Below are 26,315 nucleotides of genomic sequence, written 5' to 3' on the forward strand. Positions count from 1 at the left end.
AAAAAGGTGTTCAAAGCGAAAGGCGCGGCCGGAACAGATGGGCAGAGCCTGAGCGAGTTCGCCTCGAATCTGGATGATAATCTTGAGCAATTACGCCTCGAACTCGAAACCAAACGCTATACCCCTCAACCGGTCAGGCGGGTGGAAATCCCGAAAGAAGGGGGGGGAGTACGGTTACTGGGGATCCCATCAGTACGGGATAGAGTCGTTCAACAAAGTTTGACTGATATCCTGAGTCCCATTTTCGAAGAGCAGTTCCATCCATCAAGCTTTGGTTATCGACCGGGGCGGAGCTGTCATGATGCCATCAATAAAGCCACAATGTTCATCCGTCGATATGAGCGACGACACGTGGTGGATATGGATCTGTCGAAGTGCTTCGATAAGCTGGACCATAGGCTTATCCTGAAAAGCATCAAAAGACGGGTACGAGATGGTAGCGTGCTGAACTTAATCAGTCAGTTCTTAACAAGTGGGGTAATGGTTGATGGGCATTGGCAGCAGACAGAGGCAGGTAGTCCGCAAGGTGGGGTAATCAGCCCATTGATAGCGAACATCTATCTGGATGCGTTTGATGAGGAGATGAAACAGCGTGGCCACCGCATAGTGCGTTACGCTGATGACATTCTTATCTTGTGTCGGAGTGGTTCAGCGGCAGAGAATGCGCAGCGACAAGCGACACAAATCCTTGAAGGTAAACTGAAGCTGACAGTGAACACAGAGAAAACCCATATCACGCACAGTGATGCGGGAGTCAGGTTCCTTGGCGTGGAAATCGGGACAAAACATACCCGAATTCAAGCGAAGAAACTGGCGGCGTTCAGAAGGAAGCTAAAGCAGATGACAAAACGCAATGGAGGAAAACCGTTGCAAAGTGTCATCAATGGACTGAACCCATTGCTAAGAGGGTTTAGCCAGTACTTCAGGATTGCCGATGCTAGCAGGGCATTCAAACAAATTGCGAGTTGGCTAAGACGCAGACTGCGAAGCGTTCAACTTAAGTTATGGAAGAAGGCGAGCCGCCTGCATCGCTGGCTACGACAGCGAGGATACAAAGGCAAGTTCATCTGCATGAACATGACGAGTTGGCGAAGCGCAAGAAGCCCGTTAGCAAGCTACGCGATGCCAAACAGCTGGTTCAACGAACTAGGACTGGTGAATCTGGGAGATGTTAGAACGGGGAATGTGCCCAGCATTTACGCTGGATAAACCAGTACATGAGCCGTATACGAGGTCCGTACGTACGGTTCTGTGAGAGGGATGAGGCGGAGACGCCTCACCCTACTCGATATTGCCGGTTATCAGTTATTATAAAGTAGTAAGAAATCAGGGAATTGATCACTATGTGCCGCAGCCGGCGTTACCCATTGAAGCGGTTATTTTCACTTGGAATACTGTACACATTTACCGGGCCTGCGCTGGGGCAGGAAGCCTCGGCCTCTGATGTGATAGGCGAGCTTATCAGGGAGTTTGTGGCGCAGAATACCGCGCCAACGGTAGTAGTAGCCGACTCATCACTGATTTCTTTGGGGATAATGGACTTTGATCCCAATGAGTTTGCCGATTTTGGTGATATCAATGTTGGTAATGACGAATCTTTTGCCCTGCGCAAGTCGCTGCGCACTTACTCGCTACCCTGGTCTTTTGAGCCACAAAAACTCTCGGCAAACTGGCAAACCAGCTATGGTGTGAGAATTTCTTATGTGGGCTCCAATCAGGACATCATTTACAGCGAACCGGAATACATCAATAACTTCGATGAAGAATCCATCATCGCTTATGGTGAGAAGAACTGGCTTTACCGCTTATCAAAAGGCTGGGAACTGGCCTTCAGCATGAGTGCTCAGTACCTGTATTATCGCAACCATTTCGAATATCAGGATCCGGCCTTGTTAGCCCTGCGTGGTTTTTTTGATGGTCAGTTACTCAATACCTCTTATCAGGTATGGCTGGCAGATCCGGCAGTAAGTGCTGTCTACCGTGGCAAGCTGCTGGGCCGGCGCTTTGATTATAAAATACAGTACCGCCATGCGCTGGGCCATACAGTTAATACCGACAGCCGCTATCAACAAACCGGGGTAGAGACCGGCCGTTTAAGTAATACGTTAACTTTTCATTTTGATACGCCTGAGGTCTATGGCCGCAGCACGCAGGTGCGAGCTCTGATGCGACGTATCGACCTAACAGGCGATGCGGTTGAGCCTATGGGTACGCACCACTATTATCAGTTTGGGGTCGGCTGGCTGCTTGACACCAGTAGTCCGGATAGTTGGCTGGACAGCATCGGTATAGGTGTGTCCGTTAACGCCGGCAGCAATTTAAGTGGCGGTAGCGTGGTACTGCTATTTAATGAGGAGATGTAGCGGGCTTACGCTAGCGGTTATCTGCGTTGTTATTACCGGGCTCTGGATTTACGCAGGCGTCGATTAAGTAGCAGGCGGTCGAGTCTGCGCGCCGAGCTGGTCATTTGATTCTGAAAAAAGCGCAACCACGAACGGGCTCTGGGCCAGTCATAACTGAGCAGCATTAAACCACCAATCACCAGCAAAATAGAACCTGGTAGCAGGGTAAGCACAATCCCGGTCAGGAACAGTATGGCACCAAGGCTTAATCGGATGGTTTTTTTCATTTTTCAGGATGCAGGGTGGTTAATGTATAGGCGCCATTTTAGTCAGTTATGCAAAGAGTACAAAATCATAAATGTAATAAAATATATCGCTTTCCCTTTAACGCTTAAAACGTATCGGTAAATTGTGGCTTTTGCTGGGTTAGCAAGCTGCGGAATGCCTCTGCAGGCATCGGGCGGGCAAACAAAAAGCCCTGAGCAGCCCGACAGCCCATATCATAAAGCAGACGCGCCTGTTCCTGGGTTTCTACCCCTTCAGCCACCATATCGCAGCCAAATGACTGTGAGAGTGTGACGGCAGCAGCAATAATTGCGCGATGGCCCTGGTTAGTGGTCAGGTCACAGATAAACGCCCGGTCTATTTTTAACACATTTACCCGTAATTCCGACAAATACGCCAGCGAGCTCATGCCGGTGCCAAAATCATCAATCGCCAGGCTAACGCCTAATTCGCGGATCTGCGCCAGAGCAGACTGAATATAATCGATGTTTATACAGGTTTCGTTTTCGGTAAGTTCTATTTCAACAAACTGCGGCGGGATCTGATGGCAGTTAAGCGTTTCACTAATAAATTCCGCCAGCCCCGGGTCCAGCAGGTTGTAGGGCGAGAGATTAATGGCAATAGGCACCAGCAGACCATCTGAATACCACTGTTCAGCCTGAGCCGCTGCGCTGGCAATAATGTAACGGCCAAACTCCTGAACCTTTCCGGAGTGTTCAATCAGGTCGATAAACTCGCCCGGACCGAGTAAACCCAGCCGCGGGTGCTGCCAGCGACAGAGAGCTTCGGCACCGGTGACTTCGCCCGTAGCTAAGTCTACCTTGGGTTGGTAGTACAAAATAATTTGCTGTTGCGCGAGCGCGTCACTGAGTTCAGCGCGCAATTGCAGTATGTCTTTGTAGTCGGCGATTTTCTTGTTGTCAAATACCTGCCAGCCGCTGCGCATAGCCTTGGCTTTATGCATTGCGGTATCGGCGCATACAATCAAGCCGGCAGTGTCATCGGCCTGACTGGGATAATGAGATATGCCTATGCTGGCACCACTATTAACGGTAAGTCCGTTAATGAGGATCGGAGAACTACAGGAATTTACGATCTCTAAAGACAGTGTTTTAGCTTGTTCAATGGTGTAGTCGGGGGCCCAGATAAAAAACTCATCGCCGCCGGTGCGGATGAGTTCGGCCGGGGCACTGATTAAGTCGCTAACGCGTCTGGCAATCTCTTTTAATAAAGTATCCCCCGCGGCGTAACCAAATGAATCGTTAACCTCTTTAAAGCGGTCGAGGTCGATTATCAACAAGCAGCCTTCGTCAACCGGCGCGTCGGTTTCGTCGGTTGCCGGGCCCAGTGAATTTTCGAGCAGTTCAATCAGGTACAGGCGGTTCGGCAGTCCGGTGAGTGAGTCATGTGTGGCAATATACGCCAGCGATTCATTAACCTGTTCTGCCCGCCTGGCAATCAGTGAGGCAAGGGTAAGAGCCAGCCAGACCGCTATCCAGAATACAATGATAGAGGTAACCAGCAGTCGTTTGGCAACAAATTCAAGAGTAACGTCCAGCGCCTGGGTTTGCTGTACAAAGGTTATCTGATACTGACCAATCCTTTGCTGCTGCCACAGGAACGTGTTGTCATCTACCTCGATGGGCTCGGCATTGTCTTTTGCTTCGGCCACTAACTGCAACAGAGTGCTACGTTTGGTGGCAGATATCAGCAGATTTTTGTGCCACTGTTGCTGTGGGGTGGTTACGCTAATAAACGCCGGACTGTTGACAGCCGATAACAGAATTTCATTTAAGATGCTGTCTACATCATTGGCATCTTTTACCTGGCTTAGTTCGTTACTGACTAAGCTGGTGATGTGGCCCATCGCCTTTAATTCTGAACGAACGGTGATATCGGCCGTCAGCCGGTAAGAGACCGTTACATAGATGGCCGACACCAGTAATGCAACACACAAACAAGCCCAGATAAGCCTGGGCCTAACTGACTTATCCTGCTTTATTTTGGCAATTTGCTGCATAGGTGCCGCGGTGTGATTCAGTGTTTGCGAGTGTCAATGCCTGCCAGCTGGTACACCGGACACCAGCCTGTAAACAGCGAAATGAGATTTAACAATCCGAAGGTCCCCAGCAGGACTTCAATAAACACATCGCCGATAAGATCCCCGTTAAACAGTGCAAAGGCCGTTATGCTAATACCAATCACGCCACGAATGGATCGATCTAATGGGTTGAGGTTAGATGTTATGGCCATTAACGAAATCCTGCTGCAATTTTCATTATTATAACCCAACATTATAGTTGGTTAAATTTATTTGCAAGCAGTTAGGTAATATCGCCAAATAAATGGTGATAAAAAATCAGCCGGTAACGGTGGAGACCCTGCGTTAGCCTAGGTATACTTAGCCGCCTATTCACCAGTGAGAGCGTAGCTTTGAATTTACCTGTTGTACCAGTTGAATCGACCGTTTCTGATGATTACAGAACCTACCTTCAACGCCTGGAGAAATCCTTTTTTTCCGGCGACATTGAATACAGCTATGGCAGCCGCCTGGCGGTGGCAACGGATAACTCGGTATATCAGAAGTTACCGCAAGCCGTAATTCATCCCAAAGGCATTAACGATTTACAGATCATTGGTGAACTGGCTAACCAGCATCCGCAGGTGAAATTCAGCGCCCGGGGGGGGGGTACTGGTACTAACGGCCAGAGCCTGACCGATGGAATTGTGGTGGACATGTCCCGGCACATGAATAAGGTGCTGGAGATCAATCCAGAAGAAGGCTGGGTAAGAGTTCAGTCCGGGGTGGTCAAAGACGCGCTAAACGACGCCCTACGGCCTTACGGATTTTTCTTTTCGCCGGATTTATCGACCAGTAACCGCGCCACACTGGGCGGTATGATCAGCACTGATGCATCAGGCCAAGGTTCCCTGGTATACGGTAAAACCAGCGATCACGTACTGGGTTTAACGTCGGTACTGGCTAATGGTGAAATACTGCAAACCCAGCCATTATCGGTTGCCGAAGCTGAGCAGCAAGCTACCCGCAGTGACACCTACGGGCGTATTCTGCGCCAGGTGCTTAATACCTGTCGCGGTAAGCGACAAGACATTCTGGCTAAGTTCCCACGTATGAACCGGTTTTTAACCGGCTACGATTTAGAACACGCTTTTGACGAAGAAAAGCAGTTAATTGATGTCAGCCGACTGATCACCGGCTCGGAAGGCTCGCTGGTGTTTGTTGCCGAAGCCAAATTATCGCTGACCAAAATTCCAAAGCATACTGCGCTGGTAAACATTAAATATGATTCTTTTGAGTCTGCCTTACGCCATGCGCCACGCATGATTGCGGCGCAGGCGACGTCGGTGGAAACCGTCGACAGTAAAGTACTCAATCTGGCCCGCACCGATATTATCTGGCACTCCATTTCTAATCTGATTGAAGATGTGCCGGGCAAAGAAATGCTTGGCCTCAATATGGTGGAGTACAACAGTAATGACCTGGACGAAATCAAAAAACGCATTGCCCGTTTAGAGGAAGAGCTCACGGCGTCGGCCGAAAAAGGTGAATATGGCGTGATTGGCTATCAGCTCACCTTTGACAAAGCTGATATCAATAAAATTTATGCGATGCGCAAAAAGTCGGTGGGACTGCTGGGTAATACCAAAGGCAGCCAGAAACCCATCGCCTTTGCCGAAGATACCGGCGTGCCGCCTGAGAATCTCGCAGACTTTATTATGGAGTTTCGCGCCTTACTGGACGGCCACGGCCTGCAGTACGGTATGTTTGGCCATGTGGATGCCGGCGTATTACACGTGCGCCCGGCGCTCGATCTGTGCGATATGGAGCAGGAAAAGCTCATGCATCAGATCTCCGATGAAGTGGTTGCTCTGGTGGCCAAATACGGTGGTCTTATGTGGGGCGAGCACGGTAAGGGCTTCCGCAGTGAGTATGGCCCGGCGTTTTTTGGCGAGTCATTATTTACCGAACTTCGTCGTATTAAGGGCGCATTTGATCCGGGCAATAAAATGAATCCGGGAAAAATCTGTACGCCAATCGACAGTGACGACGAGCTGGTGAAGGTGAGCGATCCGAAACGCGCGACCCTCGACCGCACCATACCGGTGGCATTTAAAGAAACCTTTAAGCCCGCTATGGACTGTAACGGCAACGGTCTGTGTTTTAACTACGACACGACGTCGCCTATGTGCCCATCAAGCAAGATCACCCGCGACCGCCGTCATAGCCCTAAGGGCAGGGCTGGTTTAATTCGTGAGTGGCTGCGATTACTGGCGAACCAGGGCGTGGATCATCAGGCGTTGATGAATGGACAGTATAAAACCAGTTGGCTAACACGCTGGCAAAACACCCGCGCTGATACCGAAGACTTTTCTCATGAGGTGCTGGAAGCCATGAATGGCTGTCTGGCGTGTAAATCCTGTAGCAGTCAGTGCCCGGTTAAAGTGGATGTACCAGAATTCAGAGCACAGTTTTTAAATGTGTACTATCAGCGCTATCTGCGTCCTCTCAAACATCATCTGGTGGCCAATGTGGAATCGCTTACGCCATTGATGGCTAAGTTGCCTAAGGTTAGCAATGCGCTGATGAATAACGGCTTGGCAAAATCGCTGCTTGAAAAGGTAGCCGGTTATGTGGATGCGCCGCCATTGTCGGTACCTACGCTAACCGAGCGGTCAGCAGAGGTAATGCAAACATTCGACCTGGCCGAACTGGAACAACTGGATGCCGAACAACGCGACAACTACGTGTTAATCGTGCAGGATCCGTTTACCAGTTATTATGATGCCGAAGTGGTCACCGATTTTGGTCGCCTGATCAGAGCGCTTGGCAAAACGCCGGTGTTACTGCCATTTAAGCCCAATGGCAAAACTCTGCACGTGATCGGTTTTCTGGAAAAATTTGCCCGTACAGCTACTGATACCGCAGCCTTTCTAAATCAGGTTGCGGGCTTAAATATACCCATGGTTGGGGTCGATACGCCGCTGGTCCTGTGCTATCGGGATGAGTACAAAGCACTTGGTGCCGCGCGCGGAGACTTTGTAGTGCATACTGTCCATGAGTGGCTGGCGACACTCCCTGAGTCAACCTGGCAGAGTGGTGATGCTACCTCTGACGCGCCGGTTATGGCATTGTTTGCCCACTGCACCGAGAAGACAGCATTGCCGAAAACCGAGCAAATCTGGCAGGATCTCTTTGCCAGAGTCGGACAAAAAACTGACATCGTGAAAGTGGGCTGTTGCGGCATGGCCGGCAATTACGGCCATGAAGCGGTCAATAAAGCCAACTCGCTGGGCATTTATGAAATGAGCTGGCAGCAGGCGGTAGCGCGTTACCAGCCGCAACAAATAATGGCCAGCGGCTATTCCTGCCGCAGTCAGGTAAACCGAATCGATGAGTTTAAACCAAAACACCCGCTGCAAGTGTTATTGCAGTGTCTAACTAAAAGAACATAAGCACTATGACAGAACAACTAACAGAAGAACAAATCCAGACCTGGGCCCGCGAAGCCTTTCAGCAAGCAAACCAGTTTCTGGCAAAGGAAGGCGTGCTCTTTGACACCGTGGTAACCGAAGAATGCCGTTATCTGGCACCGCTGGTAGCGGTGTGGAAAATTAAAGCCATGGATAGCAAAATGTACTGGGTAGTAACCGGTGATTTGCCAACCGACTTTACTCTTGCCGATAACGCTGAGGATGCTCGTGGTGCGCTGCGCTATTTTTCGATGCGCTGGCAAATTAAAGCTGAAAATCTACTGCAGAATAACGACAAAGGAGATGCCAGCCAAACGTCCTATGCACAATTGCTGGCAGACCGCGCGGAAAAAATCTACCTGCTGCAAGAAAACGAGGGACTTTGGGGTTAGTCTCTATTACCTCATACTAATTCCCAACCTTTTAGCCTCAACCAGGGGCCCGTGCGGCATTAATGAATATGCCGTACATCCGGAATATCAAAGTTTTGCCGGTTACACACCATCTTTTGCATGGGTATGCCGGCTTCCATAAACACCTTACCAACTGGCTTAAACCCTTTAGCCTGATGAAACTCGACACTGGCGAGTTCGGACTGTAACTGAATTTGTTTGATGTTTTGCGATTCGGCGTGTTTGAGGAGGGCTGCGAACAATAGCTTATAAACCGCCAGGGTGCGGTGGCCGGGTAATACAGCGATTCTGCCGAGCTCGCCGCTTGGGGTTAGGCGACCGGTAGCAATAGGGGTGTCCTGATCACAAAACAGTAAAACGTGGGCGGCTTTGCTGTCTAAATCGTCAAATTCGGTGGTTTCCGGAAGTTGCCATTCCAGTACGTACACTGCTTTTCTGAGTGTTTTCAGTTGATCACAGGCCTCTTGCCAAAGTACCTGCTGGACTTTATACGCCATACTTCCCCCCATGTTGCTCTGCTGGCAGAGTTGCCAGCAGGTAATCCCGGTGAGTTGTCTGCACCTGTACAGCGCTTTTTCAGGTCAGAGTTCCCAGTAACCCATATTAACCAGTGTAGTGAATGTGTAAAAAATATCCAGTTTATCCGGGGCGGGTGCCATATCAGTGCGATCAATGTCGGCCTTGCTAATCAGCTGGCACATTAACGGGTAATTTTCAGGAGCGAACTTAATTACCTCACCATTAATAAATAAACAATCCGGGAATTGCCTGTTTAACAGTGGCCGGCAACCCGGCAATTTAACCAGTGTAGCCCCTGATTCGAGGTGCTCCTGCAGAGACTGGCTATTAACTGGTTCATTGATCTCAGGCTCGATACCTTGCTCGCTTAACATGGCTAAAAGGTTTTGACTGAAGCTGTCATCATCGATGGCCTGGTGCAACAAGTCTTTGAGTGCATCGACTTCCTTGGCCGACACTTCCGCCGGCGAGTCTGACAGGACCAGTGCCGGGTCGGTATAGCGCTTTGCACCGGTTGACTGTGTTTGCAAATGCTCGGCCAGATAGTTGCCTAGCTGAGCCTGATCCGGTGCCCGAAAGCCGATGGAGTAAGTCAGACTGTCGCTGAGGGTTACCCCATCATGGGGCCAGCCAGGCGGGATATAGAGAATATCGCCGGGCTGTAATTCACAATCAATCACCGGTGTGAAGTCATCCACCTGACACAGCCCTTTAACCGGCTGGGTGCTGGTGAGGCCCTCGGGCGAACCCACCCGCCAGCGCCTGCTGCCTTTACCTTGCAGCAAAAATACATCGTACTGGTCAACATGGGGGCCCACACCGGCACCTGGTACCCCAAAACTGATCATCAGATCGTCTACCCGCCAGTTGGGAATAAAATTAAACTTCTGCATAAGCTCGCTGGCGTCGTCAAGAAATCTGTCTACACCCTGAACCAGCAGCGTCCATTGTCCCTGACAAGCCGAGAAATCTTCAAAGGGCCCTTGCTGAACAGACCATTGTTCTGCTTGTTTGCTGATTACCCGGCTATCAAGCTCTGGCTCCATAGCAAGGCCCGCCAACTCGTGTTCATCAATGAAGTCGGTAAAATCAGGCAGGGCATTGCGAATAACACAAGGTTTTTTCTGCCAGTAGGTTTGTAAAAAAGCAGCAATATCTAAATTAAGCACAGTTATCATTATCGTTTTGCATTTGCGCCATTATCCCCGGGTTAGCGGTGGATTAAAACCCACAGCCGATCGTTGTCAGTTGATTTTAAGCTGATAGTAAATGGTTGTATCAGGATGTTTGCTGCTTGCCAGGTTGGTTTCGGCTGCTACCAGATGAGCAGGAAGGTGTTTTACAGTAACAGGGCATGCCGCAATATATTCTCTGACACCATTCTGCTCGAGGCAGGCGGCCAGATTAACCGTTTCACCCCAAACATCAAAAGAAGGCCGGTTTCTACCAATCATGCCTGCGGTCAAAGGGCCTGTAGCGATACCAATGCGCACCGCACAATTAAGGTGATGGTTATCACTGTAGCGAGCAATCATATGGTGCAAAGCACAGGCAAAATGATACATCTGTACACAACAACTATTATCTGCCTGGTTTTGTAAATTGCTCACTACCATATACTGGTCGCCATTAGTCTTGATCTTTTCTACCGCAAACTGGTCACATAAACTATCAATACCTGAATAAAGGCGCTTCAGACCGGTAAGAATAACGCGGTCGCCGTATTGCCGGTTGAGGGTTGTGTAGCCGCTGAGATCGGCAAATAACACGCAGGCGAGAGGGTAGCGCCGGGTTTTCCCGGGCTGCCAGAAACTAGCGGGCTGTTCGGGATCTTTTGGTAGTAATTGATTCAGGGTATTCACAGAGGACTGGTGTGCGCCGCGCAGGCCCTGCCAGCGGTCGACAGTTTGTTGGCGAAGCACCCGGTAAATACCCAGGCTCAGGGCGCCGAGGGTAAGGTCGTTGGTCAGACGCAGGATGCCAAACTCCAGTTGTGGCTGATAGTGAAGAATACTAAACAGACTGAATAAGAATACTGCGCCAGTCAGCACAGTACATTGCGCCAGTCGTTCAGCACGGGTAAACACAAACCCGCTTATCACCACGGCGAGGAGGTAGTAATAATGAGTATTAGATAACCCTGGCCATAACAGTAATACCCAGGTGAGATAGCTGTAATAAAGCATAAACAGAGCTACTTTAAGGTGGTTTAGACTCACTTGTCGCTGAGTCAGTAACAGTGAGAGCAAGGCCAGAAAATGACCCAGCCAGTTGTAGCTTTGTAATGAGTCCGGGCGCGCAAAATAATACAGTGCCGGGAGTTGTAACAGCATGGCTACCGTAAATAGCAGCAGAGTAAGATTAAGTGTTTGCCTGAGTTGTTCAGAAGTACGCTGCGAAGCGGGAAGGGAAGTAGTTAGCGGTAACATGGCAACTCCTTAATGTAGGAGTTGCCAAGTGTAGCAAAGACTTATTCGCCCAGTAACTGATCTACCAGACGGATTGCGTCACCAATATAGGCCTGTGGAGACAGCTGTTTCAGCTGGTCTTTGGCACTTTGTGGTAATTCAAGGTTATCGATGAATTCGGCAATTACCTCAGCGTTCACTTTCTTACCGCGGGTCAGTTCTTTAAGCTTTTCATATGGCTTTTCGATACCGTAACGACGCATAACGGTTTGAATAGGCTCAGCCAGCAGTTCCCAGTTATTGTCCAGCTCGTTAAGCAGGCTTTGCTCGTTAACTTCCAGTTTGCTGATGCCTTTAAGCGTTGCCTGATAAGCGATAACGGCATAGCCAACGCCAACACCGAGGTTACGCAGTACCGTTGAGTCGGTCAGGTCGCGCTGCCAGCGTGATACCGGTAGTTTGGCAGCCAGGTGATCGAAAATCGCATTAGCGATGCCCAGGTTACCTTCTGAGTTTTCAAAGTCGATAGGGTTAACTTTATGCGGCATGGTAGAGGAGCCGATTTCGCCGGCAACCGTTTTTTGCTTAAAGTGACCCAGCGCAATGTAACCCCAGACGTCACGATCGAAGTCCAGCAAGATAGTGTTGAACCGTGCAATGGCATCAAACAGCTCGGCAATGTAATCATGCGGCTCGATTTGCGTGGTAAAGGCATTCCAGGTAATGCCCAGGCTGGTGACAAAATCTTCAGAGATGGTGTGCCAGTCAAGCTCTGGATAAGCCGACAGGTGAGCGTTGTAGTTACCTACTGCACCGTTAATTTTACCCAGCAGGCTTACTGCCGCGATTTGGTCGCGCTGACGTTGTAAGCGCACGGCCACGTTAGCCATTTCCTTACCCATGGTCGTTGGCGATGCCGGCTGACCATGCGTACGAGCCATCATTGGAATACTGCGGTATTCGCGAGCCAGATCTTTAAGCGCATCGATTAGCTTATCGCAGTAAGGCAGGATAACGGTATCGCGGGCTTCAGTGCACATCAGGGCATGCGACAGGTTATTGATGTCTTCTGAGGTACAGGCAAAGTGGATAAACTCACTGATAGCGTTCAGTTCGCTGTTATCTGCGACTTTTTCCTTAAGGAAATACTCTACTGCTTTTACGTCGTGGTTGGTGGTACGTTCTATTTCTTTGATGCGGCGGGCATCGTCCACCGAAAATTCTGCCACAATGCTGTCGAGCAGTTTATGCGACTGAGGAGAAAAGTCAGGGACTTCGGTGATACCGTCCAGCTTGGACAGTTTTTGTAACCATCTGACTTCAACTTCAACCCGGTATTTAAGCAGGCCGTACTCACTAAAAATAGACCGTAACTCGCCTGTTTTAGAGGCATACCGACCATCGACCGGAGAAATTGCCGTTAATTGGGATAGTTCCACCTTTTGCTCCTCAATTAGTTCATTAATCTCAGTGCCTGCTGGGCACTGCGTAGAATTGCTTTACGTTTAAATAAAATCTGTCGGCGCTGACCGCCCAGCTGTCGCCACAAGACGGCGGCGCGCACACCTGCCAGCAACAGGGCTCGAACCCGGTGTTGATTGAGTGGCTGACTCAGGCAGCTGGGATTTCCGGCAATCTGAATTTTTGGTGCCAACGGGCTGATCACGTCTGAATAAATACTCGCCAGCGACGATAAAATCTGCGGACTTTCAAAGTCCATATGCGCCAGCTGGCGTTGAACATGGGAAATACGCTCACCCAGCTCGTTCATGGCCTTGCTGTTTTTTGCCAGTTTTCGCTCGAGTCCAAGCACACTGGCGATATAACGGGTCAGCTCGGTATCTTTTTTAGAGTTATGATCGCCTAACTGGCCAACAATTACCTGAAAACCGGTTTTTAAATTTTCCAACTGGCCGAACACCTGCTGTGTGGTGTCAGAATCGGTGACCAGAATACTGGATAAGCTGGCTTCTACTGCCTGTTTATCGGCTTCACCGGTACGGGCAATCGACTGCACCAGTCTTGCGGCCTGACAAACACCCGCCAGACCCAGTTGTTTTTCGATGGCTGCATCCAACATTAGCGTAGGTAACTCTCAATAATGCCGCCACCCAGGCAGACTTCGTCCTGATAAAACACCGCAGACTGACCGGGCGTAACCGCTTTTTGTGGCTCGTCGAAGGTTACCTTTACCTGATCATCGCCGGTGGGCGTCACCAGGCAGGGAATATCCTGTTGGCGGTAACGGGTTTTCACAGCGGCGCGGAATGGTTCGGTTGGCACGGTACGGTTTACCCAGTGCAATTGCTTGGCAATCAGACCGTCTGAGTAGAGGCGAGGGTGATTGGCGCCCTGACCAACAATAAGCACGTTGCGTTCAACGTCTTTGTCTACCACATACCAGGGGTCGTCGCCGTATTCGGCCAGGCCGCCAATGTGCAGCCCTTTACGCTGCCCCAGGGTGTGATACATCAGCCCTTCATGCTGGCCAATTTCAACACCTTCGGCGGTTTCGATGATACCGGGTTGAGCCGGCAGGTACTGACTTAAGAAGTCTTTAAACTTACGTTCGCCGATAAAACAAATGCCGGTGCTGTCTTTTTTGTCAGCGGTGACCAGGCCTTGTTGCTCGGCAATTTCCCGAACCTGAGGTTTCTCGATGTCGCCCACCGGGAACAGGGTTTTAGCAACGTGTTCTTCGCCCAGAGTGTAAAGGAAATAGCTCTGATCTTTGTTATTGTCCAGACCGCGCAGCATCTGCCAGTGGCCGTCCACCTCGCGGCGGCGCACATAATGGCCGGTGGCAATAAAGTCGGCACCTAAGTCTTCGGCAGCGTATTCAAGGAAAGCCTTAAATTTGATTTCCTTGTTACACATTATATCCGGGTTCGGCGTGCGGCCGGCTTTGTATTCTGCCAGAAAGTACTCAAATACGTTGTCCCAGTACTCGGCAGCAAAATTAATGGTGTGCAGGTAAATACCCAGCTTATCGGCAACTGCCTGGGCATCGGCCAGATCTTCAGCCGCGGCACAGTATTCGTCATTGTCGTCTTCTTCCCAGTTTTTCATAAACAGGCCTTCAACTTCATAGCCTTGTTGCTGGAGCAAATAAGCAGAAACAGAAGAATCCACACCACCGGACATACCGACGATGACTTTTTGTTTATTGGGGGCCGAAGTGGCAAGCTGAGACATTATTTTACTGTGCACTCTCATGTTATTTACGGGGCGCGGAGTTTACCAGAAAATGCAACTTTTGGCACCTCTAAAAGCGCCTTTTTGCGGCGCTCAACGTGTTTTTTGCCGTTGTTTGGGCCGGCTTCGTCGGGCAGGGCGTTTATTTGCCTTATCGACCGGTTTCATTGGCGGCCCGGGCATGCTGACGTACTCACCATTGGCAATGCCATCCAGCGTCCAGTTTCCTACCCGGTAGCGGATAAGTCGCAGGGTAGGATTCCCTACATGGGCGGTCATGCGACGCACCTGGCGGTTACGGCCTTCGCTGATGGTGATGGATAACCAGGTGGTTGGAATATTCGCCCGCTCCCGAATAGGCGGGTTGCGAGGCCATACCGCAGGCTCTGCCATGCGCTGTACTTTGGCTGGCCGGGTCAGACCATCTTTTAATTCCACACCATTGCGTAGCGCTTCAATGGCTTCATCTGATACTTCGCCCTCCACCTGTACCCAGTAAGTTTTGCTGGTTTTGGCCTTCGGGTGGGCGAGTTTATGTTGTAACGCGCCATTATCGGTAAGCACCAGTAACCCCTCTGAATCCCGGTCGAGCCGTCCTGCTGCATAGACATCGGGAACCTGAATGTAATCTTTGAGGGTTTCACGGCCTTCAGCGTCGGTGAACTGCGAAAGCACCATGTAGGGTTTATTAAACAGAATTACGGTTGAAGTCATGCAACTATTGCTGGCCGGTGAGATTTGAGTAAACAGTTTATCAAAGTTGTTGTTTAAGCACACCGGCAACCTGCTGGTGATGGATTTTTGTACGCTTTGTTGAATAATTACCCATGAAAACTAATTTATTAACCATTTTTTCGTAATTAAGACAAAGGTATGACTTGTAACTGGTTCGCTTGACCCTATACTAAAGACCTTATGATTCATGTGCATTACATGGCCAGCGTCAACCTGTAAAATTAGTGAATTAAATACTCAGTAAAGTGGATACTGAGTATTTTGCGTGCGTGAATCGATACTCCCTTCAGGTTGACACATGTAGGTACGCAGGAAAATCACGAGATCCGGTCTCTTGTCAGAACGTAATAGTCTGAAATAAGCGGCTGGAATTTGTTGAATGGAAAAAACGCAGCCAGCTACTGCAACTATTGAGGTACATAATGACCAACCGTAAGTCTACAATTATTTATACCAAAACCGATGAAGCGCCAATGTTGGCCACCTACTCGTTGTTACCCATTATTCGTCGCTTTGCCGCCGAAGCTGATATCGATGTTGAAGTAAGTGATATCTCTCTAGCCGCTCGTGTTCTGGCCCATTTCCCTGATTATCTGACTGACGACCAAAAAGTGGTTGATGCCCTGAACGAGCTGGGCGAAATGACGCAGGATCCGGAAGCGAATATCGTTAAACTGCCAAACATCAGTGCGTCTATCCCGCAGTTGCGCGCAGCTATCAAAGAGCTGAACGCACTAGGCTTCAACGTACCGCAGTTCCCTGAAGATCCAAAAACTGACGAAGAAAAAGACGTTCGCGAACGCTACGGTAAAGTACTGGGTTCTGCAGTAAACCCGGTTCTGCGTGAAGGTAACTCAGATCGTCGTGCGCCAACTGCAGTTAAGAATTATGCGAAAAAATTCCCGCATAGCATGGGTGAGTGGAGCCAGGCTTCACAAACTCACGTTGCGCACATGCGTGGCGGTGACTTTTACTCAGGTGAAAAATCAGTAACCGTTGAAAAAGAAGGCTATGTAAGCATTGAATTTACCGGCAAAGACGGTAGCAAAAAGACCCTGAAGCCAAAAGTTGATTTGCTGGCTGGTGAAGTTATCGACGGCATGTACATGAGCAAAAAGGCGCTGTGTCAGTTCTTCGAAGAGCAAATCGAAGATGCTAAGAACACCGGTATTTTGTTCTCACTGCACGTAAAAGCCACTATGATGAAGGTGTCTCACCCCATCGTATTCGGTCACTGCGTTAAAGTATTCTACAAAGAGTTGTTTGAAAAATACGGCGACCTGTTTGACGAGCTGGGTGTTAACCCGAACAACGGTCTGGGCAGCGTTTACGACAAAATTTCAACTCTGCCTGAGTCTCAGCGTTCTGAGATTGAGCGCGACATCAACAAGTGCTACGCCGATCGCCCGCCACTGGCGATGGTAAACTCAGACAAGGGTATTTCTAACCTGCACGTACCAAGCGACGTAATCGTAGATGCTTCTATGCCAGCGATGATCCGTAACTCTGGTCAGATGTGGGGTCCGGATGGAAAGCCACACGATACTAAAGCGGTTATCCCGGAAAGTACCTATGCGACTATCTATCAGGAAGTAATCAATTTCTGTAAGACCCACGGTGCTTTCGACCCAACTACTATGGGTACAGTACCTAACGTTGGTCTGATGGCGCAGAAAGCCGAAGAATACGGTTCACACGACAAAACCTTCGAAATGGAAGCTGACGGTACCGTTCAGGTTGTTGATCAAGACGGCAACGTACTGATTGAGCATGAAGTGGAAGAAGGCGATATCTGGCGTATGTGTCAGGCCAAAGACGCCCCTATTCAGGACTGGGTGAAACTGGCCGTTACCCGTGCTCGTCAATCTGGCATGCCGGCGGTATTCTGGCTGGACGATGAGCGTGCGCACGATGCACAGCTGATCAAGAAAGTAGAGAAATACCTCAAGGATCACGACACAGATGGTCTGGACATTTCAATCATGTCACCGGTTCGTGCTATCCGTTACTCAATGGAACGCGCTATCCGTGGCCTGGATACTATTTCTGTTACCGGTAACGTACTGCGTGACTACCTGACCGACCTGTTCCCAATCCTCGAGCTGGGTACCAGCGCGAAGATGCTGTCAATCGTGCCGCTGATGGCCGGTGGTGGTCTGTATGAGACCGGCGCGGGTGGTTCTGCACCTAAGCACGTTCAGCAGTTTGTTGAAGAAGGTCACTTACGTTGGGATTCACTGGGTGAATTCCTGGCACTGGCGGTATCGCTTGAAGACGTGGCTATCAAACACGGTAATGCAAAAGCCAAGCAACTGGCCGTTGCACTGGATAAAGCCACAGAAGCACTGCTGAACAATGGTAAGTCGCCGCTGCGTAAAGCCGGTCAACTGGATAACCGTGGTAGCCACGTGTATCTGGCAATGTACTGGGCAGAAGAGCTGGCCAAGCAAACAGAAAATGCCGAACTGGCTGCTCAGTTTGGCCCAATCTACGACAAGCTGGCGGCGAACATTGATAAGATCATTGAAGAAATCAATGAAACTGAAGGCAAGCCTCAGGATATCGGTGGTTACTACCTGCCTGACGAAGCGAAAACTGCCGCAGCAATGCGCCCAAGTGCCACGTTTAACGAAATTCTTGGCGCTTAATTAAATCATTAGTTTTTGATTTATATAAAAAACCGGCTTCGGCCGGTTTTTTGTTAGGTGAAAATGCTACCGGTGGCACTGGTTTTTTAAATGTCTTCTTGGTACCGTTTGACCGACTAATTTTACGTTTTGCTAACAATGCAACAGGTGAATAATGACCACAGCAACGTCTCTTTTTCAACGCGAAGATAAAAATGGCAACATGTGGCTGGCACTCAATGAGCCGGTTCTTGCCTCAACCTCTGATCATGGCATTGAGCCCATGGTGTTACCGTCTGAAGTCGAGGTGGGCGAAGCCATGTTTAAGGAACTGCTCAGCACGGCAGAGGCGAAAACCGGCGACATTAACATTGCTTTGCTTGGTGGGCGTGGTGCCCAGCAATTACACCGCCTGCTCGGTGAGAAAGCCGCTACCAACGAAATCGATGAACTATTAGCCAGGCTCAATGTTTTTACCCAGGATGCCCTGGCGCCGCTGGCTATGGGTAACGGACTGAGTTTTGTGCGTGATTTCGAACGCATCCTCGGCGAAGCCTTTTTTGCAAAAATTAAAAGCTTTACGCCTATGCAAACCGATACCCCGGATCTTGAGGGGGCATTAACTGATTACCTTAACAAGCTTGAAAGTTTAGGCGGCCTGGATATTTTCTTTATTGGCCACGGGCCAGAGGCCAATGACGCCTCTCACCTGGCATACATTAAACCCTTTTCCGGTGCACGAGCTCATCATATGGCGGGTATTATTCCCATCTCCAGTTCCATACTTGAGCACCATATCAGCAAGTTCAAAGCCGGCGGCAGCGAAATCAGCGCCGAGGATGAAGCTCAGTGCCGCGCTGCGCAATACATCCTTACCCTGGGGCCTGCAGCCATACTGGGTGCTAAAAAAGTTGTGCAATCGGTGGTGGATGCAGATACAGCCCCGGCGAAAATCAGCACCTACGCGAAAGTAAGGCAAACCTCATTACCACAGGATGAAAAGGAACTGGCAGGCTTACTGGATGCTAATCCTGGTTTGTGGATCCGCTTACACAGCAACGTGAAATCTTTTGTGCTGCCAAATGTCACCAGCCCAAACAATTAAGCGCAGACACAGGGCAGTGAACGCTTTTATGTGTGAGGGGTAAGTATGGCCGGATTGCAAACCATGATTTGGCTACTTACTCCTGATGTAAGTAATGATTAGAAATCGCCCGATTAACTGTACCGAAGTTATTACCTGGGGATAGTGACTCATGCACTTCCAGAATTCTTAGGATTAATATCTACAGTAAATAAGTCACCATAGGCACCCTTCCTATTAGCTGAGACTACCCAAGTTTGTCATCCCTGAATCGCCGGGCGATATCAGGGATCTCCTCAAAAGGCTGGCTCACCAAAAATAGTCTGTTTTCGCGCATCCAAATAAATCATTGGAAATGAGTTTATAATTAGGTGTAAGGTATTGTTATCAATAAATTATGTTGGGATTTTAGGGGTGTGATTAGTTTCGATACACCTCAAGGAAGACCAGTATTAAGAAGTGTCTGTCACCTACCATTATTAGTTACCCAATCAAGCAATCGCGTTAGCCATAACAAGGATGTTTTAAATGAAGTTATTTTGTTTTTTTATCGTATTTATTCTTAGTGGGTGTGCGAGCATACCGCTGAGTACAATGTTGAAATTTAGCTCATATCAAAAGAGTGACTTTGTTGCCATAAAACCTGCGGATATCAGAGCAAAGATCATTCTCGACCAACCAATCGAAATTGATATTGAAAAAGTTGAATTAGGACTTGAGGTAGAAACTGAGCAGGGAGACAGGGTTTTTAAATTTCCACTATCGCTACTTGAGAGGAGAGCCATTCCTGCCAAAGAAGGTTGGTTCGCGTTTGACGAAGCCAAAAACGAATATACTTTAAATTTGAGCGCAGAATCTGTTCAAAATTTTCAGGAAGTCCAGCAATTATTGACGAATACAAATGGTGGAAACTTCGTTTTCTCCGTTAATTCTGGCTTTGATAATTTACCAGCCGATATTCAAAGTTTTAACTTTTCAATACTTTTAAAGCTTCAAAACGATGATGAATTCGTCCCCATATTTGAAGATGCAACAGTTGAAGTCGAGCGTGATGGTTAATAATCACCGAATCGACCAGCCAATACCTGAGCGTGTCTGACCCCGAAAATTCACATGACAACCATTACACGTGAGTGGTTAAAAACAGTCTATTCAATTGTGTTTGCAACAGGAAATTTATAAAAAGCCTGTTGCATAGGCTATTGAGTCAGTGTTGCCGTTACCACGGCCGCAATCATCAACTAACGTTAATAATCCACAACGACTGCTTCGCTGTATAAGACACATTTCCACGTATTACAGTTAAAGAGATTCGAAATGGGATTTCCTCTAACCGGTTTTTTGAATAATTTGCAAAATAAATATGTGCTGCTGGCGCTGGTAATAGTTTGTGGCGGTTGTGCTAAAACCTCACCTCAGTTTGAGCAGGTACTGCAGCGACAGCCGGACAATCGCACGGCTGATGATATCTTCGCCCTCACGCTTGAGAAACATGGCGGCGCAAACCTTGATGAGTTGAATGATTTAAACGTGGCAATTGATGGCGAGTGGCACTTTCTGGTTACACAAATTCAGCCGTTAATTGCAGATGCCGACTATCGGCAACAATCGGAAGAAAGGTTGTTGTTAAATGAGCAATTATACTTTGCAAACTATCAGGGGGACGGTGGAAACAAGCAGGTATATCGAACGCCGAACGAGATAAAAGTGGCGTACAACGGGGAAATAACCAGAGACGAGCAGAAAAATGCGGCGGCAGCACTTACCGCTGACGCGTTTTACTTGTTCACCCTGGGGCCATTAGCGTTACATGAACGGGTAAAGAACTGGCAAAGGCTGCCGGATACAACCGAAGATGGCAACGGGTATTACCGGATCAACGCACGGTTAGCCCCCGGTTTTGGGTTGTCAGAACGCGATTACGTTACGTTGTGGGTAAATAAACAATCTGCGTTAACCTATCGGGTACACATCACCCTGGATGGCTTCGATGCCACAAAGGGCGCACATGCCGATACCACTTACCTTAAATACACTGAAATAGATGGCTTTACCTTCCCCACACACTTCTTCGAGCGTGTACGCGGGCCTATTAGTATTGATGCCCACGAATGGTGGTATACAGGCATTGATATCAACCGTGGTTTAACTGCGCAGGATTTGTCTATTAACGCTATGTCGTTAAAAGCTAAGCAACCAGCGATCGCTATACATGGAACTGATTAGTTAGTGATTTATGTTTCTTGCCAGCTTAGCTGAATAATATCGCTTTGGGCACTGAGTGAGAGAACTCACCCATAGCAGAAACCTAATGATAAATGAGGGGCGGGCGGAGGTAGCTCTGAAAAGCCAGGCAAAACCTTAAGCAATAAGACTAATAAAAACTAATAAGACGTAAAAAGATATAAGGCAGATATAAAAAACAGCCTTTTGCTGGTCGCATAAACAAGCCTTACTCGATTACCGGGTAAGGCTTGTTACTTAATCTATTTCTTGGGGAGGTGCGCTATCGCTCTTCGTCCTCGACAATACCAATGTTTTCAGCATGCAGCCCTTTAGGGCCCTGCTGTACTTCAAAAGTGACTTCCTGACCTGCTTTTAATGATCGATAGCCTTCCATTTGTATTGTTGAGTAGTGAGCAAATATGTCTTCGCCACCTTCCTCGGGCACAATAAATCCAAACCCTTTCGCGTTGTTAAACCATTTAACTTTGCCAACCGCCATACTTCGACTTCCTCTTAATCCTTGAACTCACGGGAAACTGCCCCCACAATACAATTAAGGCACGGGACAGCTAGTCTTGTGCGTCACTCACAAAACATACTAAAACTGTAGATATTTTGACCGCATTATGCAAGTGCATTTTATTTTTTTCCGAACAAATTAATGGTAAAAAAGATAATAAATTGCTTGCAGACGCACTATGATTAAATTATGAGTAAAGGTAACGCCATTAGTATCGATAAGGAACGCTTACTCGAGCAGGAGAGGAAGAAGACTGAACCGCCTCCGATGTATAAGGTCCTATTGAATAACGATGACTACACGCCAATGGATTTCGTGGTAGAAATTTTGATGCGTTTTTTCCGGATGGATGCTGAAAAAGCAAACCAACTGATGCTGACTGTTCATTACCGGGGCAAGGCTGTATGTGGCATTTATACTGCTGAGATAGCAGAAACAAAAGTCATGCAGGTCAATCAATATGCCCGTAAACATCAACACCCGTTGATGTGTACGATGGAACAGGCGTGAGTTATAAACCTAACAGGGGCAATGTATATGCTGAATAAAGAATTAGAGCAGACGTTAAACGAGGCTTTTGTATTCGCAAGAGAGCATCGTCATGAATTTATGACGGTTGAGCACTTGCTGTTGGCCTTGTTAGATAACCCGGCTGCTCAGGAAGCCCTCAAAGCCTGCGGTGCGGATATCGATAATATCCGTGGCGAATTGGTAGAGTTTGTGAAGGATACCACACCGTTAATCCTCGATGATCAGGCAAGCGATCGCGAAACTCAGCCTACACTGGGTTTTCAGCGTGTGTTACAGCGTGCCGTTTTTCACGTCCAGTCATCGGGTAAAGAAGAAGTTACCGGCGCTAACGTACTGGTTGCCATTTTTAGCGAGCAGGAAAGCCAGGCTGTTTACATCCTTAAAAAGTCAGACGTAACTCGTCTGGACGTAGTTAACTTTATCAGTCACGGCGTGAGCAAAGCCGAAGATGAAGCGCCAGAATCCAATGAAGCCAGCGAGGAAACCGCTGAAGGCGAGGAGTCGGGCTCAGCACTGGCAAAATATGCCACCAACCTGAACCGTCAGGCGCAGGAAGGGAAAATCGACCCGCTTATTGGCCGCGACACCGAACTGGAACGGACTATTCAGATTTTATGTCGCCGTCGTAAAAATAACCCGCTGTTAGTGGGTGAGGCCGGCGTAGGTAAAACTGCAATTGCCGAAGGACTTGCTTACCGCATCGTAGAAAAACAGGTGCCTGAGGTGATTGAGGAGTGCACAGTGTACTCGTTAGATCTGGGTGGCCTGCTGGCTGGTACTAAGTATCGCGGCGACTTTGAGAAACGCTTAAAAGGTATTCTTAAAGAGTTATCCCGTGATAAGAACGCTATCCTGTTCATCGACGAAATCCACACTATTATTGGTGCCGGTGCGGCATCTGGCGGTGTAATGGATGCGTCTAACCTGCTCAAACCAAAATTGAGCTCGGGGGAACTGCGTTGTATTGGTTCAACTACCTACCAGGAATATCAGGGTATATTCGAAAAAGACCGTGCTCTGGCACGCCGTTTCCAGAAAGTGGACGTGACGGAACCAAGTGTTACCGACACGACCAAAATTCTGCAGGGCCTGAAGTCACGCTACGAAGAGCACCACAGTGTGCGCTTTACGCAAAAAGCACTGCAGGCGGCAGCAGAACTGTCGGCCAAGTATATTAATGAACGCCACTTACCGGATAAAGCGATCGATGTAATGGATGAGGCTGGCGCCAGCCAGCGCCTGTTACCTCAGTCGAAGCGTAAGAAAGTCATTAACGTGGGCGAGATTGAGCAAATCATTGCCAAGATGGCGCGTATTCCGGAAAAATCGGTCTCTGCGTCAGATAAAGAAGTGCTTAAAAATCTGGGCCGTAACCTGAAAATGGTGGTATTCGGTCAGGATAAAGCGATTGAGTCGCTGTCTGATGCCATTCACCTGTCCCGCGCGGGTCTTGGTACAGAAGAGAAGCCTATCGGGTCATTCCTGTTTGCTGGTCCTACCGGTGTAGGGAAAACTGAGGTAACTCAGCAACTGGCCAAAATTATGGGCGTTGAGCTGGTACGTTTCGATATGTCTGAGTACATGGAGCGTCATGCTGTGAGTCGCCTGATTGGTGCGCCTCCTGGCTACGTAGGCTTCGATCAGGGCGGTCTGCTCACCGACGCGGTCATCAAACACCCGTACTCGGTAGTCCTGCTTGATGAGATTGAAAAAGCCCACAGCGATATTTACAACATTCTGTTGCAGGTGATGGACCACGGTACGCTAACCGACAATAACGGCCGTAAAGTGGACTTCAGAAACGTGGTACTGGTAATGACAACCAATGCGGGCGTTCAGGAAACTATCCGAACATCTATTGGTTTCAAACAGCAGGATCACAGCCATGATGCCATGAGTGAAATCAACAAGGTGTTTTCACCGGAGTTCAGAAACCGTCTGGATTCGATTATCTGGTTTAATCACCTGGATACTGATGTCATTCTGCAGGTGGTGGATAAGTTTATTATCGAACTGCAGGCTCAGCTGGATACTAAAGGTGTCTCGCTGGAAGTGTCACCGGCAGCAAGAGCGCACCTGGCCGAAAAAGGCTATGACAAGTCTATGGGCGCACGCCCGATGTCACGCCTGATTCAGGAGTCGCTGAAGAAAGAGCTGGCGAACGAGCTATTGTTCGGTAAATTGAGCAACGGTGGTGATGTAAGAGTCGACTTAGAAGACGACAAACTGGTATTTGTTTACAACTCTGAGGATCAGACTGAGTCGGCCGCTGAGTCCAGTGATTAATCCGGACGCCGTACATAACTAACAAAAAACCCGAACACTTGGTTCGGGTTTTTTTATGCTTATCACATTATCGCGTAAGCTGGCGTAGGCCGGTATGAATTAACGCGCGCGATAGACAATACGACCTTTAGTCAGGTCATAGGGTGTCATTTCCACTGTCACTTTGTCACCGGTCAGAATGCGGATATAGTTTTTACGCATTTTTCCAGAGATATGCGCAGTCACTACGTGACCGTTTTCTAATTCAACACGGAACATGGTATTTGGCAGGGTATCCAGTACCGTACCTTCCATTTCAATACAATCTTCTTTCGCCATCTAAAGCAATAACCTCAATTAATCACAAATTTTTCGCCGCGCAGACATTAACCAATTCATAGATATAAGTAAAGAATTAAATAAGCTAATTGGCGAATTGCTGCAGGGCAAGATCGTACTTTTGTTAAATTACTCTGATATCTGATCGATTTAATTCGTTATATTTATCATCATTAGTGTGATCAAATAGTTTTTTTGATGACACGAGTTAATTATGAGTTTTCTAAGCCATTTTTCAGAAGTTACCGATCCCCGCACGCAAATTAATGTTCAACATGACTTTATTGATGTGATATTTCTGACTGTGAGTGCAGTCCTTTCTGGAGCAGAGGGTTGGAGCGATATAGAAGTGTTTGGTCGAGATAAACTTGATTGGTTGCGCCAATACCGTCCCTTTGAAAACGGCATTCCTGTTGACGATACCATTGCCCGAATTGTTCGAGTAATATGCCCTGAACAATTAAATAAAGCCTTTATGAATTGGGTGAATGAAGTGCGTGTTGAAACGGGTAAGCCTCAAATTGCCATCGACGGTAAGACACTTCGTCATTCCTACGATGGCGATAAGCAAACGGCATTACATAGCATTACCGCCTGGAGCAAAGATGCAGGTTTAGTGCTTGCGCAACTGAAGTCATCGGGCAAGAAAAATGAGAATGCTTCGGTATTGGACCTACTCGACACGCTTAATATTAAAGGCGCTCTTATCAGTGCAGATGCCATGAACTCTCAGAAAAAGATAGTCGAGAAAATCAGCTCGGAGAACGCAGATTATGTGCTCTGCATCAAAAACAACCACAAACAACTACGCGATGAAATTGCCGCCTATTTCCATAAGGTAGAGAGGGATAATCCCGCTTGGATTGCCTGTAATGAACAGACTGATTCTGGCCATGGACGAATTGAAGTACGCCGGTGCCAGCAACTAAGAGTCAGTGAGTGGATAAGTGAAGCACAGCACTGGAAAGGTATACGCAGTGTTATCAAAATAGAGCGAGAGCGCCACCTTAAAGACAAAGAGGTGAGCACTGAAACGCAATATTACATCAGTTCACTGGATATTGACCCCGTTGCGGTCAACCAGGCTATCCGAGCACACTGGGAAGTCGAAAATAAAGTCCACTGGGTGTTAGACGTGACGTTCAAAGAAGATGATAGCCGAATACGCAAAGAGGACGGAGCGGAAAATGTCGGAGTGATTAGGCGGTTTTGTTTGAATATGGCTCGTTTACACCCCAAGAAAGCCAGCATGAGAAGCAAACTCAAAATGGCTGGCTGGGCCGATGAATTCAGAGCAGAGCTTATTTTTGGGTAAAAGTATGCGGTTGCCCTG

General features: G+C 48.4%; 23 protein-coding genes. 11 read left to right on the forward strand and 12 right to left on the reverse strand.

Going from position 1 to position 26,315, the window contains the following annotated elements; translation table 11 throughout:
* Both ltrA and D9T21_RS02210 read left to right on the forward strand, forming a co-directional pair.
* Positions 1–1,209 (forward strand): group II intron reverse transcriptase/maturase (gene ltrA / locus D9T21_RS02205; protein ID WP_123323532.1); only part of this gene is annotated, 1,209 nt, incomplete at its 5' end.
* A gap of 158 nt (positions 1,210–1,367) precedes the next feature.
* Complete coding sequence (locus D9T21_RS02210; protein ID WP_164464550.1) at positions 1,368–2,363, forward strand: Solitary outer membrane autotransporter beta-barrel domain; 996 nt, start codon at positions 1,368–1,370, stop codon at positions 2,361–2,363.
* 32 nt (positions 2,364–2,395) lie between these two features.
* Here the strand turns inward: D9T21_RS02210 and D9T21_RS02215 are convergent, their stop codons facing one another.
* The 3 genes from D9T21_RS02215 to D9T21_RS02225 all read right to left on the reverse strand — a co-directional run bounded on the left by D9T21_RS02215 (position 2,396) and on the right by D9T21_RS02225 (position 4,880).
* The gene (locus tag D9T21_RS02215; RefSeq protein WP_123323534.1) at positions 2,396–2,629 is read right to left on the reverse strand and encodes a PGPGW domain-containing protein; all 234 of its coding nucleotides are present in this window, start codon (positions 2,627–2,629) and stop codon (positions 2,396–2,398) included.
* A gap of 104 nt (positions 2,630–2,733) precedes the next feature.
* Positions 2,734–4,647: a putative bifunctional diguanylate cyclase/phosphodiesterase gene (locus tag D9T21_RS02220; protein WP_123323535.1), complete on the reverse strand. Its 1,914-nt coding sequence runs from the start codon at positions 4,645–4,647 to the stop codon at positions 2,734–2,736.
* 17 nt (positions 4,648–4,664) lie between these two features.
* Positions 4,665–4,880, reverse strand: coding sequence for a YgaP family membrane protein (locus D9T21_RS02225; protein WP_123323536.1), 216 nt, complete (start codon positions 4,878–4,880; stop codon positions 4,665–4,667).
* A gap of 180 nt (positions 4,881–5,060) precedes the next feature.
* On the opposite strand from D9T21_RS02225, the gene ydiJ reads away from it, so the two are divergent.
* Positions 5,061–8,102, forward strand: a complete 3,042-nt coding sequence (ydiJ, locus tag D9T21_RS02230; RefSeq protein ID WP_123323537.1) for a D-2-hydroxyglutarate dehydrogenase YdiJ — start codon at positions 5,061–5,063, stop codon at positions 8,100–8,102.
* A 5-nt stretch (positions 8,103–8,107) separates the two neighbouring features.
* Entirely contained in the window at positions 8,108–8,512 is a 405-nt protein-coding gene (locus tag D9T21_RS02235; RefSeq protein WP_123323538.1) for a DUF4826 family protein, read from the forward strand.
* Positions 8,513–8,571: 59 nt separating this feature from the next.
* On the opposite strand, the gene D9T21_RS02240 is transcribed toward D9T21_RS02235, so the two are convergent.
* The 7 genes from D9T21_RS02240 to D9T21_RS02270 all read right to left on the reverse strand — a co-directional run bounded on the left by D9T21_RS02240 (position 8,572) and on the right by D9T21_RS02270 (position 15,369).
* The gene (locus tag D9T21_RS02240; protein ID WP_123323550.1) at positions 8,572–9,030 is read right to left on the reverse strand and encodes a GNAT family N-acetyltransferase; all 459 of its coding nucleotides are present in this window, start codon (positions 9,028–9,030) and stop codon (positions 8,572–8,574) included.
* 84 nt (positions 9,031–9,114) lie between these two features.
* On the reverse strand, positions 9,115–10,221 hold the full coding sequence (locus D9T21_RS02245) for a cupin domain-containing protein (RefSeq protein ID WP_164464551.1): 1,107 nt from the start codon (positions 10,219–10,221) through the stop codon (positions 9,115–9,117).
* 75 nt (positions 10,222–10,296) lie between these two features.
* On the reverse strand, positions 10,297–11,481 hold the full coding sequence (locus tag D9T21_RS02250; RefSeq protein ID WP_123323540.1) for an adenylate/guanylate cyclase domain-containing protein: 1,185 nt from the start codon (positions 11,479–11,481) through the stop codon (positions 10,297–10,299).
* Positions 11,482–11,522: 41 nt separating this feature from the next.
* Positions 11,523–12,899 (reverse strand): adenylosuccinate lyase, encoded by a 1,377-nt coding sequence (gene purB / locus D9T21_RS02255; protein ID WP_123323541.1) that lies wholly within the window; start codon positions 12,897–12,899, stop codon positions 11,523–11,525.
* A gap of 14 nt (positions 12,900–12,913) precedes the next feature.
* Positions 12,914–13,540: a high frequency lysogenization protein HflD gene (hflD, locus tag D9T21_RS02260; protein ID WP_123323542.1), complete on the reverse strand. Its 627-nt coding sequence runs from the start codon at positions 13,538–13,540 to the stop codon at positions 12,914–12,916.
* Positions 13,540–14,655, reverse strand: coding sequence for a tRNA 2-thiouridine(34) synthase MnmA (mnmA, locus tag D9T21_RS02265; protein WP_123323543.1), 1,116 nt, complete (start codon positions 14,653–14,655; stop codon positions 13,540–13,542). The genes hflD and mnmA overlap by 1 nt, the downstream gene beginning before the upstream one ends.
* A 93-nt stretch (positions 14,656–14,748) precedes the next feature.
* Entirely contained in the window at positions 14,749–15,369 is a 621-nt protein-coding gene (locus D9T21_RS02270) for an rRNA large subunit pseudouridine synthase E (protein ID WP_123323551.1), read from the reverse strand.
* A 443-nt stretch (positions 15,370–15,812) separates the two neighbouring features.
* Here D9T21_RS02270 and D9T21_RS02275 point away from each other — a divergent pair, with 443 nt between their 5' ends.
* From D9T21_RS02275 to D9T21_RS02290, 4 genes are all read left to right on the forward strand, one after another.
* Positions 15,813–18,038 carry an NADP-dependent isocitrate dehydrogenase gene (locus D9T21_RS02275; RefSeq protein WP_123323544.1) on the forward strand — a complete coding sequence of 742 codons (2,226 nt, stop codon included), beginning with the start codon at positions 15,813–15,815 and terminating at the stop codon, positions 18,036–18,038.
* Positions 18,039–18,192: 154 nt separating this feature from the next.
* A complete protein-coding gene (locus D9T21_RS02280; protein ID WP_123323545.1) occupies positions 18,193–19,122 on the forward strand; it encodes a hypothetical protein in 930 nt (309 codons plus the stop codon).
* Between the two features lie 507 nt (positions 19,123–19,629).
* Positions 19,630–20,160, forward strand: a complete 531-nt coding sequence (locus D9T21_RS02285; protein ID WP_123323546.1) for a hypothetical protein — start codon at positions 19,630–19,632, stop codon at positions 20,158–20,160.
* 258 nt (positions 20,161–20,418) lie between these two features.
* Entirely contained in the window at positions 20,419–21,327 is a 909-nt protein-coding gene (locus D9T21_RS02290) for a hypothetical protein (RefSeq protein ID WP_123323547.1), read from the forward strand.
* A 280-nt stretch (positions 21,328–21,607) separates the two neighbouring features.
* On the opposite strand, the gene cspD is transcribed toward D9T21_RS02290, so the two are convergent.
* Complete coding sequence (cspD, locus tag D9T21_RS02295; protein ID WP_105933969.1) at positions 21,608–21,826, reverse strand: cold shock domain-containing protein CspD; 219 nt, start codon at positions 21,824–21,826, stop codon at positions 21,608–21,610.
* A 210-nt stretch (positions 21,827–22,036) separates the two neighbouring features.
* Here cspD and clpS point away from each other — a divergent pair, with 210 nt between their 5' ends.
* Positions 22,037–22,357 (forward strand): ATP-dependent Clp protease adapter ClpS, encoded by a 321-nt coding sequence (gene clpS / locus D9T21_RS02300; protein WP_105933968.1) that lies wholly within the window; start codon positions 22,037–22,039, stop codon positions 22,355–22,357.
* A 27-nt stretch (positions 22,358–22,384) separates the two neighbouring features.
* Positions 22,385–24,664 (forward strand): ATP-dependent Clp protease ATP-binding subunit ClpA, encoded by a 2,280-nt coding sequence (clpA, locus tag D9T21_RS02305; protein WP_123323548.1) that lies wholly within the window; start codon positions 22,385–22,387, stop codon positions 24,662–24,664.
* Between the two features lie 99 nt (positions 24,665–24,763).
* On the opposite strand, the gene infA is transcribed toward clpA, so the two are convergent.
* On the reverse strand, positions 24,764–24,982 hold the full coding sequence (gene infA, locus D9T21_RS02310; protein WP_014949333.1) for a translation initiation factor IF-1: 219 nt from the start codon (positions 24,980–24,982) through the stop codon (positions 24,764–24,766).
* Between the two features lie 214 nt (positions 24,983–25,196).
* On the opposite strand from infA, the gene D9T21_RS02315 reads away from it, so the two are divergent.
* Positions 25,197–26,297, forward strand: a complete 1,101-nt coding sequence (locus D9T21_RS02315) for an ISAs1 family transposase (RefSeq protein ID WP_123323549.1) — start codon at positions 25,197–25,199, stop codon at positions 26,295–26,297.
* Positions 26,298–26,315 lie beyond the last annotated feature (18 nt).

The organism is Marisediminitalea oceani, assembly GCF_003731635.1.
In the GTDB taxonomy this organism is placed as follows: domain Bacteria; phylum Pseudomonadota; class Gammaproteobacteria; order Enterobacterales; family Alteromonadaceae; genus Alteromonas; species Alteromonas oceani.

Excerpts from the sequence above, each read along its gene's own strand:
- infA (WP_014949333.1), bottom strand. The coding sequence starts at position 24,982 with ATGGCGAAAGAAGATTGTATTGAAATGGAAGGTACGGTACTGGATACC.
- D9T21_RS02285 (WP_123323546.1), top strand. The coding sequence starts at position 19,630 with ATGAAGTTATTTTGTTTTTTTATCGTATTTATTCTTAGTGGGTGTGCG.
- D9T21_RS02250 (WP_123323540.1), bottom strand. The coding sequence starts at position 11,481 with ATGTTACCGCTAACTACTTCCCTTCCCGCTTCGCAGCGTACTTCTGAA.
- hflD (WP_123323542.1), bottom strand. The coding sequence starts at position 13,540 with ATGTTGGATGCAGCCATCGAAAAACAACTGGGTCTGGCGGGTGTTTGT.
- D9T21_RS02270 (WP_123323551.1), bottom strand. The coding sequence starts at position 15,369 with ATGACTTCAACCGTAATTCTGTTTAATAAACCCTACATGGTGCTTTCG.
- D9T21_RS02290 (WP_123323547.1), top strand. The coding sequence starts at position 20,419 with ATGGGATTTCCTCTAACCGGTTTTTTGAATAATTTGCAAAATAAATAT.
- mnmA (WP_123323543.1), bottom strand. The coding sequence starts at position 14,655 with ATGTCTCAGCTTGCCACTTCGGCCCCCAATAAACAAAAAGTCATCGTC.
- D9T21_RS02225 (WP_123323536.1), bottom strand. The coding sequence starts at position 4,880 with ATGGCCATAACATCTAACCTCAACCCATTAGATCGATCCATTCGTGGC.
- D9T21_RS02235 (WP_123323538.1), top strand. The coding sequence starts at position 8,108 with ATGACAGAACAACTAACAGAAGAACAAATCCAGACCTGGGCCCGCGAA.
- D9T21_RS02220 (WP_123323535.1), bottom strand. The coding sequence starts at position 4,647 with ATGCAGCAAATTGCCAAAATAAAGCAGGATAAGTCAGTTAGGCCCAGG.
- clpA (WP_123323548.1), top strand. The coding sequence starts at position 22,385 with ATGCTGAATAAAGAATTAGAGCAGACGTTAAACGAGGCTTTTGTATTC.
- D9T21_RS02240 (WP_123323550.1), bottom strand. The coding sequence starts at position 9,030 with ATGGCGTATAAAGTCCAGCAGGTACTTTGGCAAGAGGCCTGTGATCAA.
- D9T21_RS02280 (WP_123323545.1), top strand. The coding sequence starts at position 18,193 with ATGACCACAGCAACGTCTCTTTTTCAACGCGAAGATAAAAATGGCAAC.
- cspD (WP_105933969.1), bottom strand. The coding sequence starts at position 21,826 with ATGGCGGTTGGCAAAGTTAAATGGTTTAACAACGCGAAAGGGTTTGGA.
- D9T21_RS02315 (WP_123323549.1), top strand. The coding sequence starts at position 25,197 with ATGAGTTTTCTAAGCCATTTTTCAGAAGTTACCGATCCCCGCACGCAA.
- D9T21_RS02275 (WP_123323544.1), top strand. The coding sequence starts at position 15,813 with ATGACCAACCGTAAGTCTACAATTATTTATACCAAAACCGATGAAGCG.
- clpS (WP_105933968.1), top strand. The coding sequence starts at position 22,037 with ATGAGTAAAGGTAACGCCATTAGTATCGATAAGGAACGCTTACTCGAG.
- D9T21_RS02215 (WP_123323534.1), bottom strand. The coding sequence starts at position 2,629 with ATGAAAAAAACCATCCGATTAAGCCTTGGTGCCATACTGTTCCTGACC.